The following is a 15,869-nucleotide window of genomic DNA, read 5'->3' as shown; positions in this document are numbered from 1 at the left end:
TGCCTAGACCCGATGGCCATCAGCCAGGAATCCGTGATGACCGCCACACTCGACTCTCATGACCGCTCACCTGGAGTTTTCCACGGCCGCTCTCAGTCCCCACGCCCGTGGGGGTGATCCGCGGGGGGCCATCTCAAGGGGTTCATCCTTGAACCGGTCCCCACGCCCGTGGGGGTGATCCGATCTCTTCCTTCATCACGATCTCCCGTGCCCCCCGGTCCCCACGCCCGTGGGGGTGATCCGTAGGCGGAGGAGGACTGGGACAGGGTGAAGGCCCGGTCCCCACGCCCGTGGGGGTGATCCGGCCGGTGACGTTCTCGAAGACGGCACACGCGTCCGGTCCCCACGCCCGTGGGGGTGATCCGCCTGGAACGCGTCGCCCGGCAAGCCAAGCGTGCAGGTCCCCACGCCCGTGGGAGTGATCCGGTGCTCGTGACTGGCACCGTGGACAAGACCACCCTGTCCCCACGCCCGTGGGGGTGATCCGGTGTCCGGCGGCTGGACGGCCGACATCTCCGTCCGGTCCCCACGCCAGTGGAGGTGATCCAACGAGCGCAGGCGCCTACGTGCAGGCGAGAGCCTGGTTCCATACAGGCTTGGAGAGATCCGTTCCGCGATTTGGGAACAGTGCTGAACAAGCGCCGCCCCATACGCTCATGGAGATAAGCGCCGTCCTGCCTTCGTCTGGGACCGCGAAGGCTCCTGCGCTGTCATCATCGTCTGCGGAAAAGATTCCTGCATACCCTCGCTTTGAAGCCTTCGAACTGCGTACATGTCCCGCGGCGCACGTTGATGTGCTTGCCTGCGGTCCTGCGTTTGACGAGTTTGTGCGGGCGACTGTGGCCCTTGCTCCGCTTTGGATGAGTCCTTCGCTCCGGCCCTGGCCGAGAGGCGTCTTTGGAGGGGGTAGTAGTTGGGGTGGCTACCGGTGAAGGGCTCGCTGGTCGAGGGATGGGTGTGGCCGGCGCGCCTGGCCCGGCCCCGATCGACATAGCCGCGACGCGCGGAACTGCCGGTTGTTCAGGCCCCTGGACAGCCTGCCCCACGGAGAACCCCACGCCACAGCCGAAACCCAAGGTCCCGGCGAACGCGAGCATCAACCACAATCCTCGCCACCTCGGCCAGGGCGGGGACGGCACTCCACGGATATAGGCAGACGGCGGAAGGTCAGTCATAGCCACCTCCGGAGATAATGAACGAACAGCTAGTAGACGACTACGGTGAGCTACTTGTTCGGGCGGGTTTCTGTTGGGAGCCCGATGCGTAAACCGGACTCCCGACGATCTCGGCCCTATTCGTCCAATGCAGCAGAGATCCGCCGTTTGGCGGCCTCGTCCTGGCCGACGATGCATTTGGCGTAGATGCGCAGGAGCACGTCCACGCTGTGTCCGGCCCACTCGGCGACCTGGGGTGCAGGGACTCCGGCGTTGAGCCACATGGACACGCAAGCATGGCGCAGGTCGTAGGGTCGGGCGGCCAGAGGCGAGGCGAACTCCTTGTCCGTCAACGCCGTTTTGCGGGCGGCCTTCCAGGCGCGGCGGTAGGTGATGAAGGGCAGTTCTCCCGCCTTGACCCCGTAGAAGAGGCGTCCCTGTCGCCCCTTGTCGAACGCTGTGAGGTGGGCTCGAAGAATGCGCACCAGAGGTGGCGGGATGGGTACCGTCCGGGCGTGACCTTCTGCGCGGTGTTTCAGCGCCCGGACCTCCCGCACCGTGCCGTTGTCCGTCCAGTCCCGTCCGGCGTAGGGCGCTGCCTTGAGAAGGTGCAGTTCCCCCCAGGCATCGGCCGGCTCTTCCGTCTCCCCGGTGTCCGGGTTTCTGATCAGGGGCGGGAGGGTGACGTTGTCTCGGCCGAGGTTGACGGCCTCCTCGGGACGGAGGGCGGCGTAGTACATGAGAGCGAAGAACGCCATGAGGCGTGCCCCGCTTGGCTTCTGCGCGGCCACGGCCGCGAGCAGCGCCTTGGCCTGGGTGTGGTTGACGACGCTGCGACGGTCGACCTCATAGGCGTTCGCGGGTGGCTTCCACTTCAGGGTCCTGAGTGGGTTGGTGGGCAGGAGCTTGAGTTCCACGGCGTAGTCGAGGGCGTTGGACAGCAGCATGCGATGTTTACGCACCGTGCTGGCAGCGGCGCGCTTCCCGTCCAGCAGGGATGTAGCGGCCTCCAGCAGGTCGCGCACCAGGCCGGGATCGTCGATGAGCGCGGAGACGGGCTTGGTGTTGTCGGCGAGCCAGGTCAGCGAGGCGGCGACCTCCTCGGGTGCTTCCTGACGCTGTTTGGTGTTGAAGCCCCAGCGGTGCATGGCCGAGCGAAGGGCACGGTCTTCCGGCTTGCCCCGGGTCGTGCTGTACATCGCTGGCGTGGCGGCAGTCAACGCACGGGCGATGTCTTGACGGTATTTCGCCGCCGCGTTCTTCCACTTCATGTCGGCGAACTTGCAGGCGAAGTCGTACCAGCTCATCTCCAGGCGGTCCGTCCTCCCCCAGGAGATGGGCTCGCCGGTGAGGAGGCTGAACGCCTCGCCGCTGCGGGCGGCGGTGAGTAGGGAGCCGCGGAAGGTGTCGGCCTGGGCGGCGTTCTTGAACGAGCGCTTCCAGGTCTTCGTGGCGGTCTGCCAGGCCACGCGGTAGGAGGTGACCTTGCCGGCCGCGTTCTTGCGGGTCTCGATGGCGTAGACGCGGACGTTGTAGGTGATGTCCTTCATCAGGCGGCCTCCTCCATCGTCGCGAGCCAGCGGTCGAGGTCGGTGCGACGGATGCGCAGGTCGCCGTTGGGCAGCTTGAGGCAGCGCGGGGCGCGGCCCTTGGCTCGCCAGTCGTAGAAGGTCGAGCGGGAGATCTGGAGTTCGGTGCAGAGGTCGGCGAGGGTGAGCATTCCTCGCTGGGTGAGGCCGGTGGCCAAGTGCGGCTCCTTGCGGATCAGGCGGTTGGGTGTTCGGCCCCGTGCTTGGTGGCTGTGGGCCGGGTGTGATCAGGACGAAGGAAGAAGAAAGAACGGATCGGTTAGTGCGAAGGCCGGGGTGGTGGTGATCGGCTTCGTTCGTAGCCGACGAAAGAAGGGGTGTTCCTCTGTGAGCGCGTTCTCGCTGTTGTGTGCCGGGGCGCGTACGTCATGAGGGCTTGTTTCTTCTTTGTTCGTCGGGGCTGGTGCGGCGGTAGCGGACGGACGGGCGGCCCCCGGTGGGGGTGGTGATGGTCTCGTACTGGCCGGTGGCGGTAAGGCTGGTCAGCAGCTCGTCCAAGGTCTGTTTGGGCACGTTGCGCGAGAACAGGGCGGAGATCTCCGAACGGGTCAGGCCGGTGTCGGCGGCCTGGTCAAGGGCGCGGCGGATGCGGTCGATCTTCGGGTCTCGCATCTGCTTGTCCAGCACGAACACGGCTGTGGCGATGGAGTAGCGGACCAGCGCGGCGGCGGCTGCAAGGTCGGTGGTGGTGATGTGGGTGCGGGCGTCGAGGGCGGCGTACAGGGCGGCGATGCGCAGGCAGTACGGGGCCGAGCGGCGGGTGAACTCGGTCCAGGCGTGGTCTTCGTCGTCGGCGGCGGTGAACTCCTCGTACAGCTCGGCCGACCAGTAGGTGCGGGCGTCCTCGTCCAGGGCGATGCGCTTGAGCTGGCGGGCGGCCTTGACGGCGTCGTGGAGTCTGCCGCTGAGGCCGGCCAGCAGCTCGGGTGCGACGCCTTCCGGGATGGGCAGGCGCTTGGAGCGCTCGACGTAGACGGGCAGGAAGCGGTTGTAGGAGCCGCCGGCCATGTCCGCCTCGGCCAGGCGCATGCGGAACTCTTTGGGCGTGATGTGGCCGATGATCGCGATGTGCGGGTTCGATGCCCGGTAGGCGTTGCGGGTCAGTACGGCGAGGGTTCTGCCGTCCCAGGCTTGGCGGAGCATCGTGCCGAGCGTGGAGCCTTCGCGCTTGGCGCGGGCCATGACGGTGGAGAACTCCGGCTCGGTGACCGACAGGCGCTTGTCCATGGTGCCGCCGGGGTCGTCCGGGCTGTCGGGGTCGCGAATGCGCTCGATCAACCCTTCGCCGGAGGACAGGCCGGTGACGCACAGGTCGGCGTAGCCGATCCCGGCGTGGTGCAGGAAGATCTCGGCGGTGTCGGTGGCCTGGCCCTTGCGGCCTGAGCCGGTGCGGCCGAACAGCAAGGGCCAGATCAGGAGCGGGTGGCGGGTGTTGCCGATCTGGACGAACGGGCCGGGGCCGATGACCGCGCCGCAGGCCGACAGGGCGGAGACCAGGACGCCTACGGGGTCGGCTTCGGTGGACGGGTCGGCAGCTTTCACCAGTTCGCCGGGCAGGCCGTAGAACATGGCCGGGTCGGCGGCCGGAGGCGGGACCGGTAGGCCGAGGCTCAGGTCTCCCGACTGGTCGCGGTGCAGGCGGGTGATGGTGGCATGGGCGTCGAGGTTCTCCAGGATGGTGGCGGCGTCGAGTGGGTTGGTCATGCGATCCCCCGGCGTGGCTGGCGTGCCCCGGCACTCAGGCCGGAGCGGATGGTGGCGGTGGCCTCTCGGGGGGACAGGCCAATGGCCTGGGCGGCGGTGTGCAGGGCGTCCTCGGCCAGGCGGTGCGGCAGCAGGCCCGTTGCGACGAGCTGGCCGAGGGCGAAGGCGGCAGCGTTCAAGGTGTGGTTGCGGGTGCCCGGCCTGGCGTCGAGGACGTGTTGGATCTCGTTGTGGAGTGCGGTCAGGGCGTAGCCCGCGGACTGGTTTCCGAGGGCGGCCAGGACGTCATGGGAGGAGACGTGGACGGGCTGCTGTTCATGGGCCGTTCGGGTGAGTCGTTCTGCCAGCCACGACGGCAGTGGCGCAGGGTCGGCGGTGTGGATGGCGTCGTAGGTTCCGGTGCCGTCAGGGAGATCGACGTAGCTGCCAGGTGCGACGACGTAGCCGCCGCAGGCGCGGGTGTCGATCAACCAGCCCAGTCCCTGGCCCTTCGCTCCAGAGGTGTTGCCGAGCGTCAGGCCCTCGGGAGCGGTGAAGTACAAGTGCGTTCCGCCGCGTCGGGTGCGGACCTGGAAGGTTTCGAGGGGCAGCGGTTGGCCGGCCTGCTCACAGAGCAAGGCCAGGACGTCGGCCCCGTCGTTGACGCCGGGCTGGTTCCAGGGCGGTGGCGGCTGCTCGCCGGGCTTCGGGGTGTCGAGGTCGATGACCACCAGGCGCGACGGGCCGGTGGCGATGCCGATGTTGTACGCGGTGCCGCTCCAGAAGCGGCTGACGGTGTCGAGGTCGGTGGTGTGGTGCTCCTTCCACTTCCAGCCCTTGAGCGGCACCTTGTCCCCCGGTGTGAGCGGGAAGACGTACCAGCCTCGGGCGGCGGCGGCCAGCGCGTAGGGCAGTACCTGGCGGGGTGGGTGAGGTGTCATGCTGGTGGTTGCTCCTTGGGTCGACCCTGCGGGGCCGGCGATCGGTTGGGGCACGGGCCCCGGCGTCGTGCTTGGTGGCTGTGCGCCGGGGCCGTTCCTGGTCAGCGGCCGTCGTGGTGCAGATGGCGGACGTAGTTCCAGAGGTGGCGGCCGAGGCGCAGGCGCAGGCCGGTGGCGTCGCAGCGGCGGCAGTAGTTGGTGCCTCGACGGTGCGGGGTTCGGCCCTTCCCCTGGCATTTGCGGCAGCGGCCGAAGGGGCTCAGGTAGCACTGCGAGGCGTAACAGAGCGTGCTGATGATCGTGGCGATAGCGACGAGCAGGGCAGGGTGCACAACAGCCTCCTGGGCAGGTTTCAGGGCGTGGTCGAGGAAGGTCGCTAGCGTGCTAACGGCCTGGACAGGGCTTGTTTTCCGGTGCTAGCGGGGGTGCTAGCGCTAGCAGGGTCGGCCACTAGCGCTAGCAGCCCCGCGGCAGGTCAGCCGGAGCGCTTCTGACGGTTACGCTCGGCGATGGTCTCGGTGAGATCGTCGAGTCGGATGCCGCGCCGGGTGACGGGCTTGCCGTCGATGCGGCGGCCGATGTCGCCCACGCGCAGCCCGTGCGGCTTGAGGGCGCTGGTGAGCTGTTCGGACTTCCAGCCGGTGTAGACGTCGGGCCGCAGCTCGGCCAGGTGGGAGCACAGTGCCTCGTTCCAGGCCGCGGTCTCCCCTGCAGGCCAGACCTCGGCCAGATCCGCCAGCACGTCGAAGACGACCGCATCCTCGCGGACCTGGGTGCCGGGCTCGGGCAGCGTGCCGGCCAGGCCCCGGGCCTGCATGGCGCGTTCGACCACCTGCTTTGCCTGGTCGGTGTTCACCTCGTACGAGCGGCGGGCCGCTGGAGCACCCAGACCGGCCAGAATGCCCCATCCGGCCTCTACGACCGGCTGGAATATGGTGGCGCGGTAGCCGTTCTTGTACATCGAGGTGCCGAGGATCATGTCGTTGGCGACCTGGTCGGCCACCGACATGCAGTAGCGGGTGTTGACGTTGCGGGTGATGCCGGTCGGCAGGCTGTCCTTGTCGGGGATCTGGGTGCCGATCAGCAGGATCACGCCCAGGGCGCGGCCCAGCTTGATGACCTTCTCCAGGATCTCCCCGGCCTCTTTGCCGTGCGTGGCGTCGAGGAACAGCTCCTGGATCTCGTCCACCGCCACGATCAGCGGGTGGAGTCCGGACCCCTTGAGGCTGGCCAGTTCGGGCGTGACCTTGTTCTCCGGAGCCTTGCCGAGTGCGGCGTAGTGCGCGATGCGCTTGGAGCGGCGTTCGCACTCCTTGTACAGCCAGGCGAACATCGCCGCGCAGCGCGCCTTGGTCTCGTCGTCGAAGCCGTTGCCGTACTCCGTACAGAGCGGTTCCAGGACCTTGAAGTCCCCCACTCCCTTCAGCTCGTAAATGCGCAGCTCGGCGCGTGGGTCGAGAACGGCGGCCAGGACCGCCAGACGGAGCGCGAACGTCTTGCCCGAGCCCGGTTGACCGCCGAAGAGCCAGTTCCGGAACATGAGTGAGGCGTTGACCGTCTCCATGCGCGGCGTGGTGGCGAACGGGAACGGTTTGAACGCGTCCACCTTCCCGTCCCGCAGCAGCGGCCAAGGTGGCTGCTTCATCTGTGAGGCGGGTTCGTAGCCGACCCACAGGGCCAGGCGCCCGGGGTGGCCGGCGGCCGGTTCCGGCCAGACCTGGTCCAGCGGGAGCCGCATGGCCGAGGCGAGGCGGCCCCGGCGAGCCACCACCTCCGCGGCCTCCACGCCGAACGGCAGGTCAATGATGGCGAGATGACCGGGACCGTCCCGGTGGATCTCCTGCGGGAAGCTGATCGCGTTCGGGTCCTTGCTGACGGCCTGGGTGATGCCGGAGATACCGCAGTGCAGCAATGCGCGGCGCACCAGCTCGGCGGTGAGCTTGCGGTAGCGCGGGCCATCGCTCACCCGGTCGGTGATCGGGCTGTCCGCGGGACGTCCGGCTCGGGCCAGCAGCGGGACGGCCAGGACCAGCGCGCCGAGGCGCAGCCATCCGGGGACCTCGGCCACCAGGACGGTCAACAACCCCACCAGGGCGGCGATGGCCAGCGCCAGCACGACCGACCAGCGCCAGCGGGACTGGCGTTGGCGCTGCTTGTCGAGCTTGAGCCACAGCTCGGCGTCGTTGCGGTCGGCGGCGTACTGGCGCAGCGCCCAGTTGCCCTCCTCAGCCGTCGCCCAGTGCAGCAGCCGGCCCATGGACTTGAAGACGCCTGGGATCGCGTACCAGAGCATCTTGACCAGGTACTTCGGCGAGCGTGCGCCGTGGTAGCCGAAAACGTACGCGGCGTCGCGCATCTGCCAGACGATCATCGCGCGGATGGACTTCCCGGTGCGCAGCCATGCCGGGACGATCGGCGCGCGGTGCCGCTTGGCCTGTGTGGTGACCGGTGCGGCGTCCTCGTCGGGTGGATCGACCGGCGGGCCGATGACCCGGTCGGTGACGGCGATGGTCTCGCGGTCGAAGAAGTCGTCGTCGTCCGGTGTGGGTTCGCCAGCCTGGCGCGGGCGGCGGGAATCTAGCGCTACGACCTCCGCGTCGCCAGTTTCGGCCTGGACGAAGTTGTCGGGTGTCGGAGGACGATCGGGCTCGTGCGGGTCGTAAGTCATGATGAGTACACCTCGTGTGCCTTGACGGTTGCGGGGTGGCGGGGCGCGGCCGCTGTTCTTGGCGGAGTGGAGGCCGCGCCCTGCTTCTGCGACGAGGCGCGGTCGGACCGCGCGGTGTCAGGTCGTTCGTCCGCGGTCGGATCGTGCGGTCCGTCCGCGTCGGTGTCGGCGGTCGGTCCGGCGGTCGCGGTCCGGTCGGGCGGTGGTTCCGTCCGCAGGCGGGCCAGGAGTGCTCCGGCGCGGTCGGTGGAGACGGACTGGCCGGTCTGCCGGATGGCGTCCCGGAGCCGGTCGCGGGTGAGCGGGAGGTCGCGCGTCGCATGGTCGGCGGCGATCTGCCAGCCGAGCGGCATCAGGTCGTCCACGTCGGCGCGGGGTCGTTGTGCGGTCTTCCTGGTAGTCCTGTGCTTGGGCTTGGGCGGCAGGGCGGGACGCTCGGGCACCTGTGCGACCTGGACGTCGGGCCTCGGTGCGAGCTGGATGCGGTCAGGAGCCAGTTCGCCGAGCCGGTAGAGCGCTCGTTCGCGACGGGTGGCCTTGACGCGCCACAGCCGGCCGTACCGGTCCTGCAGGTCGGTGCGGGCGAGGATGCGGTCACGCTCGCGACCGAGGGCGTTCGGGTAGGAACGGATCTCCCACAGCACCATCCGGCGCCACAGGGCGAACGTGGACGGGAAGGCCAGCAACCACCGGGAGAGCCGGATGGACTCCATGTGGTCGGGTCTGGCCAGGTCGGCGCGCCTGCGGATGGCGTACGCGCCGACCTCCACGGCCACCACCCACAGGCCGGGCAGCATCGCGTGGGCGATGATCCCGAACAGGGTGTCTTCGCCGGCCACGTTCAGGTAGACCGTGGCGGCCGTCAGCGACCAGGGCACCAGCCGGAGCAGGCGAAGGCGCATGCCGAGCCGGGCCAGGACGATGTCCAACGCCGAGAAGACGGCGATGCCGAGGTCGATGCCGATTGGAACGATCCAGGCGAACCAGCCGAAGGAGGGTTCGGCGGCCTTGGCCACCGTGGCGAAGCTGATAACGAACCCGAGCAGACCCAGGCCAGCCACTGCGGCGGCGGTGACCGATACGGCGGTCTGCTCGCCCTCGCTCAGCGGGCGAGGTCCGTGAACGACAGCGGTCATCGGCCCCACCGCCTCCGGCACCGCGGGCAGCCGGGCCGGTTGCACCAGTACGCCACGCGACTGGACCAGGCGCGAAGCGCCGTGTCCGGTGATTCCGCCACCTGGGCGGCGGCACGTACGACCTGGCGCAGGCGGCGGCGTTCCTGGGCGATGCGTACCAGCTCGCAGGAGAGCCATCCGGCACCGAACGTGATCAGGTAGAGCAGGACTGAGGTCATGCGATCCTCCCCAGTGGGGCGTGGGTCTCGTTGTCGATGTCCGCGGCGAACACCGCTCGGCGGCAGGGCGCGCAGTAGAACTGCACGGGTCCGCCGTCGAGCCGCGCCATGCAGCTTGGACAGGACTTGGCCGGCCACGGCGACAGCCGATGTGCGTGATACATGGCTCACTCCCTTCAGAGACCGGATGCGGAACGGGCGAGGATGCGGCACCGGCGGCAACCCGACAGGCCCCGCGTGCCGTGGGAAGTACAGACCTCCACTTGGCGGCTGGTGCCGCAGCGGCGGCAGCGGAAGGCGCTGCGCGAGCGGTTGCCACAGTCGGCGCACTGGAAGCGGGCCATCAGGCAGCCCCCTACGGGCGGCCCGCCTCCGGGCGGCGCGGAGTTCGGCGGCGGTCAGGCCGGCCCAGATGCCCGCCTTCGGACGTACGGCCAGCGCGTACGCCAGACAGACGACCTGCGCGGGGCAGGTGGCGCACACGGCCTTGGCCTTGGCCTCGCGTGCCTGCCGCTCGTCCTCCAGTTCCTCCTCGAACAGATCTGGACCGGTGAACAGCTCCGCGTCGCTGGTTTCGCAGGCGGGGTTGGAGTTGAGTAGCTCGTCCCGGAGGTCCGACAGCTCTCGCTCGCTCAGGCGAGCGGCGGGCAACTCGGTCATCGCCGCCTCCCTCGCAGAGCGGCGAGCGCCTCGGCGACCGCGAGCCTGTGGCAGGAGGGGCAGATCGGCGGAACCGGCGCCTCCTCCTCGGACTCGACCTCTTCCACTCCGCCGCAGACCAGGCAGGTCCACAGCGCGTACAGGGTGGTGATGGGGTGGAGATCGGACACGGGCAGTGCGTGGTTGGGCCCGAAGGGCATGATGGAGACACCTCTCTAAGGGGTGCCGGGGCGTGGATCAGGTTTGGCGACTGTGGGCCGCGCCCCGGCTTGTTCTGTTTGGCGGGTCAGCCGAGACCGTTGCTGAACGTGGTCAGGGCTTTGGTGATCGTCTGGATGCCGTCCACGGCGGTGTTGACCGCCATCGCGGCCTTGTGCGGCTGAGTGACCACGAAGAAGGCCGCGAGGATCATCAGCACTGTGGGCAGGAAGCGTCGAGGTCGAAGAACAGGCATGTCGTGGTGGTCCCTTCCGGTCTTGGCTGAGCCTGTTCTTCCTGGTGGCAGGCCCCAGCAGAGGATCTGTCCTGTACAGGTATAGAACAGGATCTGCGAGTCCGTCAAGCTCCCTTTCGGGACCCGCCGTGTTCGTGGCTCCAGGAAACCGCGCAGGTCAGGGGGTGCGGCAGCGTTCAAAAGGCGGTGCAATTCAGCAAAGGGGGGTGCACGCCCGCCGACCGGGGATGCAAACTGACTGCGACAAGGCGATCACTAAGGGTTGTCAGCCCTCCGTCGTGCCGGGAGTGCCATGAACCTCCGAGAGCCAAATCACCAGCTCGCGGCGGTGATGGGGAGGGCGGGCACTTCCAACAAGGGACTCGCACGCCGGGTGCAGGACGTGGCCACAAGCCATGGCGTGGACATCCGCTGCGATCACGTGTCGGTGAAACGCTGGCTCGACGGAATGCACCCCCGTGGCGCAACCCCGCACTTCATCGCCGAGGCCCTCGGCCGCAGACTCGGTGAGCGGGTGAGCGTGCGCGACATCGGCATGATGTACGCCGAAGCCACACCTTTCATCGCTCAGTCTCCGAAACGGACCGATGGCTTCACTGACGGCGTTTCGGTGCTGATCTCGGGGGACCTGTCGGCCAATCCGCGGGTGGTCGAGGGCGAGGTGTCCTCAGCCACCTGGAACGACTCCATGGTCACGTGGCTGGTGGCCCCCGGGACTTCGCCGCGTTCCCATCCCGGGGGCCGGCTGATCACCGCAGGCAGCATCGAGGCCGTACGTGAGACGACCGCCCTGTTCGCCAAACTCGACTACCGGTTCGGCGGCGGGCACGCCCGCTCCACGGTCGTCCAGTACATCGCCATGGAGATAGAACCGCTACTCAAGCACGTCCGCCCAGACACCGCACTCGGCCGGCAGTTCCTCTCGGAGACGGCGGCCATGCTGCGCCTGGCCGCGTGGATGGCCTACGACACGGGGCTGCACGGCCTGGCCCAGCAGTACATGACCAAGGCTCTCGCGCTGGCCCGTGAGGCGGACGATCGCATGCTCGGCGGTCGCATCCTGGCCGGGATGAGCCACCAGGCCAACTACCTGGACCACTACGGCATGGCGGCGAACCTCGCCAGGTCCGCCCGCATGGGCGCCGAAGGCGCGGCCACGCCGACTGCCATGGCGCTGTTCAATGCGATGGAGGCCCGTGCGTTGGCTTCACAGGGGGACGAGGCCGGCTGCGGCCGGGCTCTGGGTGAGGCCGAGCGGTGGTTCGAGCGACGCAGTCCCGAAAATGACCCGGTCTGGCTCAGGTACTTCGACGAGGCCGAGTTGGCGGCCGAGTTCGCGCACTGCTTCCGCGACCTGGGTCACCATCATCGGGCGAGAGACCGGGTGCTGGAGAGCGTGGAGCTGTCGGAGAGCCTGTACGTGCGAAGCCTGTCGTTCGTACGGACCATCCTCGCCACGAGTCACGTGGCAGGTGGCGATCTGGAGCAGGGCATCGCGGTAGCTCGCGAGGCCGTCGCGACCGTGGCCGATCTGCGATCCGCCCGTACCCGGCGCTACGTCCGGGAGTTCATGAGCCAGCTCACGCGCTACCAGAATGATCCGCTCGTGCAGGACTTCAAGACCTACGCCGAGGCTCGACTTGTGCGGGCGCGTTCGGAGACCGTCCCGGCGAGATAGTCGCTCAGACGCTCCAGGATTAGATGCGGACCATCCGCCAGCGCCGCCGAGACCTTGACCGTCCTGGCCCTCGCTTTCCCTGAAAGTGAACGGATTGGAGCGCAACGCCTTCAAACTTGACGCCGTCGCAAACCTTGAATGACAACTACGGAAAACTGCAGTCCGTATCCCTCTCTCTGCATAGCGTTACAATTTACAACTACAGTGCCTGGACATCAAAGTCAAGAGTTGACGTCGTCGATCATGACTGAAACATTTGACAATGCCGATAGGCGAGAATTTAGCTCATCCAGCTCGCGACACCCGATCGGCTTCATCGACTCGCCGGATCAATGGGATTCACTGGAGGTAGCGTGACGGTGCACTTACGTTTCGTGCACACAAGATTCTTTCTGCCAGCCGCGGCTATCATTCTATGTGCGGGACTTATGGCCTCCCCAGCCAGCGCCGAACCCGCCCCCGGAACCTCAACGTCCACAGAACGGGCCGAGGTTTCCACTTCGTCCACTCCCGTCAACGGCCCCCTAACGGGGGAAGCGTTGGCTGCGTCGAAGATCATGGCTGAACAAGCGCCGCTGCTGAAGGCGGCCGACGTTATCCAGTTCGCCGCATACAAACAGGACCCGGATGGCTTCGCTGGACTGCAGATAGCCGACGAAAAGGTCCTTCTCTGGTGGAGCGGCGACGTCCCGGCGCCCTTTAAGTCGACAATTGATCAGGCTCGCACAATCGCACCAGTCGAGATCCAGAACGCCGCACACTCCGAAAAGCAGCTTACCGCCGCAGCGGACCAGCTTGAGGCTGCCGTAGGGCAGCGAGCAGGTGGACCGGCGCACACGATACTGGTCTCCGCCATTGGGTCGGGGGTACGAGTGCTCACGACTCCAGGCTCACGGATCAACGGACTCCGTACTCCCGATGTGGGAGTCCCAGTGGAGTTCAAAGAGGCACCACCGGCCCAGATGATGAGTCGGTGCAACGACGCGAGTCCTTGGCAGGGAGGAATCGGCTACCGAAACAGCTCGCGCTCTCTCACGGGAGGCCCGTGTGTGGACAACGCTTCAGAGACACACACATGTTCAGCGGGCTACGGCGTAAAGAACTCAGCCGGGACGACATATCTCTTGACCGCCAGGCACTGCGGCATGGTCGGTGATGTCATGAAGGACTCCACCGGCGAAACAATCGGCACGGCATCCGTGGGCAACAGATCCCAGGACGTAATGCTGATCCGGGCAACGATTCGCCCATATGTATGGGACGGCGGTTCAACGTCCGCAAGCCTTCGCGCGGTAACGAACTACGGAAACGCGCCGGTCGGTACCTCTCTGTGCGCGTCAGGCGCCCGGACGGGAACGACCTGTAGCTACACCGTGACTGAGTGGCGAGCCCACTTCTTGAACTGGCGGGATCACGATGGTACGTCCGTGCAGAGCACGGGCCTTACGCTCGCGGAAAAGGGCTGCTCTCCAGGAAACACTGTAGCTTCCGGAGACAGCGGCGGTGCAGTCTTCAACTACAACAGCGATCGCACTATTTCGGCACGTGGAATAGGGAACGCCACGCAAGACTTGGATGGCGACGGCTGCACTGACTCCATGTATCTTATGGACTGGGGACGAATGAATCAGGCGTCCGGGTTCGAAACAATCACTCCTGTGTATCCGTGACCAACTAGGCACGCCAGGAGCATGCAGTCGGATGTCCGAGCCTTGCCTCGAACATCCGACTTTCTCCGTGCTCGACGAAGAAACGGAGGGATCAGTTGAGATTCTGCAACCAACCAAGGACACCATGCGTCTAAGTGGCATGAGAAGGACCATTTTTGCGATGGTGAGCGCACTCGGGTTACTCTCAGCATGCGCTCCGTCTGTATCGTCGCCAGTATCGCCCTCACCCGAGTGCCCAAGTAGCTGGGGAGGGAAGGATCCAGGAGACTGGGTGCCATCCATTGGATCGGGAACCCCCGAACTACTGGTGCCGGGCACCCCTCAACAGGCGGATATCTGTATCTACGATACGAAAGGGCTTCGAGGTGCCGCACCGCGCCGGCTGATCGATGGTCTCGAACAAATGGCCACAGATCTCAATCACCTTCCCGTCGTCGCCGCTTCACCATCCTGGCGAGCCTGCACCATGATCGGTTCCATACCGCACAGCTACCTCATCCGCTTGCGTTACAGCGACGGCAGCGTGTCATGGGTCGGAACCGCATATGACGCCAATCAATGTGTGGTAACCACGAATGGCGCATTCCGCACGAAGTCTTACGTCGGAGACGCGGTGAGTGCGGCCTATAATGCGGGGCGCTGGTCATCCCTCAACCCAGTAAATCAGTGCGATCCAGGGCGAGGAAGAGTTGGCCAAGACAAGCAGATGGTGCCCAAGGATGCGATAGGGCTAACCGTTTGCAACTTCAGTGCCACGGCTCCACGAAAAAGGGCGTACGGCAAGGACGTTACGCAAGAGATATCAGCCAAGATTACGGCACAGCCAACGAGAATAGATGAGGGGTCTTGCCCAATAAAAGCGACGCAGTCCCTACTTCTTGTCTTCAGGTACGCTCAAGGGCCGCCTGCTGCAGTAACGGTCTGGAAGAAGGGGTGCGGCATGGACAACAGATTTCTGAGAAGCAACGTGCCACCGACTCTTTCGGCTGAATTGTCCGGCCTGCTGAACTAATCATCGAAAGTCGGCCAACATCCGCAATGGCTAATGTGGCGCGTACTCGGAACTCGTCGACTCTTCCATGTCCCCCGATACGCTGAAGACTTAGAAGGGACGCCAGTCCCTAGGCAGGATGTCTTGTCGCAGCGATGCCATGCGACGGTCGAACTCTGCACGGATGTCGGGACCGTGGTCGACGTTCTGCATGAGCCAGGTGGTCATGGCGATCTCGCGGATACGGCGCAAGGTGTGGAGTCCTGGCCACTCGGCGATGTCGAACCCGTAGGCGTCCACAGCCTGTGCGTACTGCTCGTCCGCGATCCACCGGAACCCCTGGTACGGAATCCCGACGGCTGTGCTGATATCCCACTCGCGCGGGCCGAAAGCGAACCTCTCGTAGTCGATGAGGATCACGTTCCCGTCCACCCGTCGCATCAAGTTGCCCTTGTGGGCGTCGCCGTGGATGTGGCCGGCGGGCAGTGCGAACTCCAGCGCGTTGTACTCAGCGTAAAGCTCCTTGATCCGCCGTCGCAGGAACGCGATGTCCTGATCGCGGACGCTCGGGGCGGAGTCCAGGCGATCCTCCACACGGCCCAGCGGGTCGAACAGCGGCAGGATCAGATCCACCGGCTTGGGCAGCGTGTGCAGTTCGCGCAGCATCACCGCCAGGTCTCCGAAGCCGGGGGCAGGGTCATCGCTGTCCACGTACTGCCAGAACGTCACGACGCGGCCCTCGTGGATGAGTGCCTGAGGACAGTCCGGGAAGAGCCTCACGCCAGGGAAGCCGGCCGCCTCCAGCCAGCGCGCGATTGCCACCTCCTTGTGGACGTCCGCGAGGAGCTCCACACTGCGCGCGATCCGCACCACCACCGGAGCCGATGCGAGGCGGAACAGCTTGTTCTCGCCGACCCGCAGGGGGACCGCGTCCCGGCTGTCCAGTCCCACGTCATCGCAGGCCGCGACGAGCGCCTTGTGGGCGTCTCGCAGGGAGAAGCCGCGCGCGGTGGGGGTCTCCGTCATG

The 15,869-nt window shown here is 66.6% G+C and carries 14 protein-coding genes, 1 pseudogene and 1 CRISPR repeat array; of the genes and pseudogenes, 1 reads left to right on the top strand and 14 read right to left on the bottom strand.

Annotation, left to right across the window (positions count from 1 at the left end; translation table 11 throughout):
• Positions 1–92: 92 nt before the first annotated feature.
• Positions 93–548: direct repeats of the CRISPR family, unit length 29 nt; unit sequence CCGGTCCCCACGCCCGTGGGGGTGATCCG.
• A 743-nt stretch (positions 549–1,291) separates the two neighbouring features.
• From ACZ6S0_RS51005 to ACZ6S0_RS50950, 12 genes and pseudogenes are all read right to left on the bottom strand, one after another.
• Complete coding sequence (locus tag ACZ6S0_RS51005; protein WP_465928069.1) at positions 1,292–2,704, bottom strand: tyrosine-type recombinase/integrase; 1,413 nt, start codon at positions 2,702–2,704, stop codon at positions 1,292–1,294.
• Positions 2,704–2,901, bottom strand: coding sequence for a helix-turn-helix transcriptional regulator (locus ACZ6S0_RS51000; RefSeq protein WP_465928067.1), 198 nt, complete (start codon positions 2,899–2,901; stop codon positions 2,704–2,706). The genes ACZ6S0_RS51005 and ACZ6S0_RS51000 overlap by 1 nt, the downstream gene beginning before the upstream one ends.
• A 208-nt stretch (positions 2,902–3,109) precedes the next feature.
• Positions 3,110–4,447, bottom strand: coding sequence for a YfjI family protein (locus tag ACZ6S0_RS50995; protein ID WP_465928065.1), 1,338 nt, complete (start codon positions 4,445–4,447; stop codon positions 3,110–3,112).
• Positions 4,444–5,367: a bifunctional DNA primase/polymerase gene (locus ACZ6S0_RS50990; protein WP_465928063.1), complete on the bottom strand. Its 924-nt coding sequence runs from the start codon at positions 5,365–5,367 to the stop codon at positions 4,444–4,446. The genes ACZ6S0_RS50995 and ACZ6S0_RS50990 overlap by 4 nt, the downstream gene beginning before the upstream one ends.
• Positions 5,368–5,468: 101 nt before the next feature.
• Positions 5,469–5,699: a hypothetical protein gene (locus ACZ6S0_RS50985; RefSeq protein WP_465928061.1), complete on the bottom strand. Its 231-nt coding sequence runs from the start codon at positions 5,697–5,699 to the stop codon at positions 5,469–5,471.
• Positions 5,700–5,842: 143 nt separating this feature from the next.
• Positions 5,843–8,035 (bottom strand): cell division protein FtsK, encoded by a 2,193-nt coding sequence (locus tag ACZ6S0_RS50980; RefSeq protein WP_465928059.1) that lies wholly within the window; start codon positions 8,033–8,035, stop codon positions 5,843–5,845.
• Entirely contained in the window at positions 8,032–9,171 is a 1,140-nt protein-coding gene (locus tag ACZ6S0_RS50975) for a DUF2637 domain-containing protein (RefSeq protein ID WP_465928057.1), read from the bottom strand. Before ACZ6S0_RS50975 ends, ACZ6S0_RS50980 begins: the two co-directional genes overlap by 4 nt.
• On the bottom strand, positions 9,168–9,389 hold the full coding sequence (locus ACZ6S0_RS50970; RefSeq protein WP_465928073.1) for a hypothetical protein: 222 nt from the start codon (positions 9,387–9,389) through the stop codon (positions 9,168–9,170). Before ACZ6S0_RS50970 ends, ACZ6S0_RS50975 begins: the two co-directional genes overlap by 4 nt.
• Positions 9,386–9,553: a hypothetical protein gene (locus tag ACZ6S0_RS50965; protein WP_465928071.1), complete on the bottom strand. Its 168-nt coding sequence runs from the start codon at positions 9,551–9,553 to the stop codon at positions 9,386–9,388. The genes ACZ6S0_RS50970 and ACZ6S0_RS50965 overlap by 4 nt, the downstream gene beginning before the upstream one ends.
• 232 nt (positions 9,554–9,785) lie before the next feature.
• Positions 9,786–10,049: pseudogene (locus ACZ6S0_RS50960) on the bottom strand (WhiB family transcriptional regulator); the annotation flags it as partial.
• Positions 10,046–10,249, bottom strand: a complete 204-nt coding sequence (locus ACZ6S0_RS50955; RefSeq protein WP_465928055.1) for a hypothetical protein — start codon at positions 10,247–10,249, stop codon at positions 10,046–10,048. The gene ACZ6S0_RS50955 and the pseudogene ACZ6S0_RS50960, both read right to left, overlap by 4 nt.
• 86 nt (positions 10,250–10,335) lie before the next feature.
• Positions 10,336–10,503 (bottom strand): hypothetical protein, encoded by a 168-nt coding sequence (locus ACZ6S0_RS50950; protein ID WP_465928053.1) that lies wholly within the window; start codon positions 10,501–10,503, stop codon positions 10,336–10,338.
• A gap of 382 nt (positions 10,504–10,885) precedes the next feature.
• On the opposite strand from ACZ6S0_RS50950, the gene ACZ6S0_RS50945 reads away from it, so the two are divergent.
• Positions 10,886–12,181 (top strand): hypothetical protein, encoded by a 1,296-nt coding sequence (locus ACZ6S0_RS50945; protein ID WP_465928051.1) that lies wholly within the window; start codon positions 10,886–10,888, stop codon positions 12,179–12,181.
• A gap of 524 nt (positions 12,182–12,705) precedes the next feature.
• On the opposite strand, the gene ACZ6S0_RS50940 is transcribed toward ACZ6S0_RS50945, so the two are convergent.
• Both ACZ6S0_RS50940 and ACZ6S0_RS50935 read right to left on the bottom strand, forming a co-directional pair.
• Entirely contained in the window at positions 12,706–13,017 is a 312-nt protein-coding gene (locus tag ACZ6S0_RS50940; RefSeq protein WP_465928049.1) for a hypothetical protein, read from the bottom strand.
• A gap of 1,936 nt (positions 13,018–14,953) precedes the next feature.
• Entirely contained in the window at positions 14,954–15,868 is a 915-nt protein-coding gene (locus ACZ6S0_RS50935) for a phosphotransferase enzyme family protein (RefSeq protein ID WP_465928047.1), read from the bottom strand.
• Between the last annotated feature and the right edge of the window lies 1 nt (position 15,869).

The sequence above is a fragment of the Nonomuraea sp. NPDC051298 genome, assembly GCF_055586305.1.
Note: the sequence above shows the minus strand (reverse complement) of the source record. Positions and strands in the feature narration are given on the sequence as shown.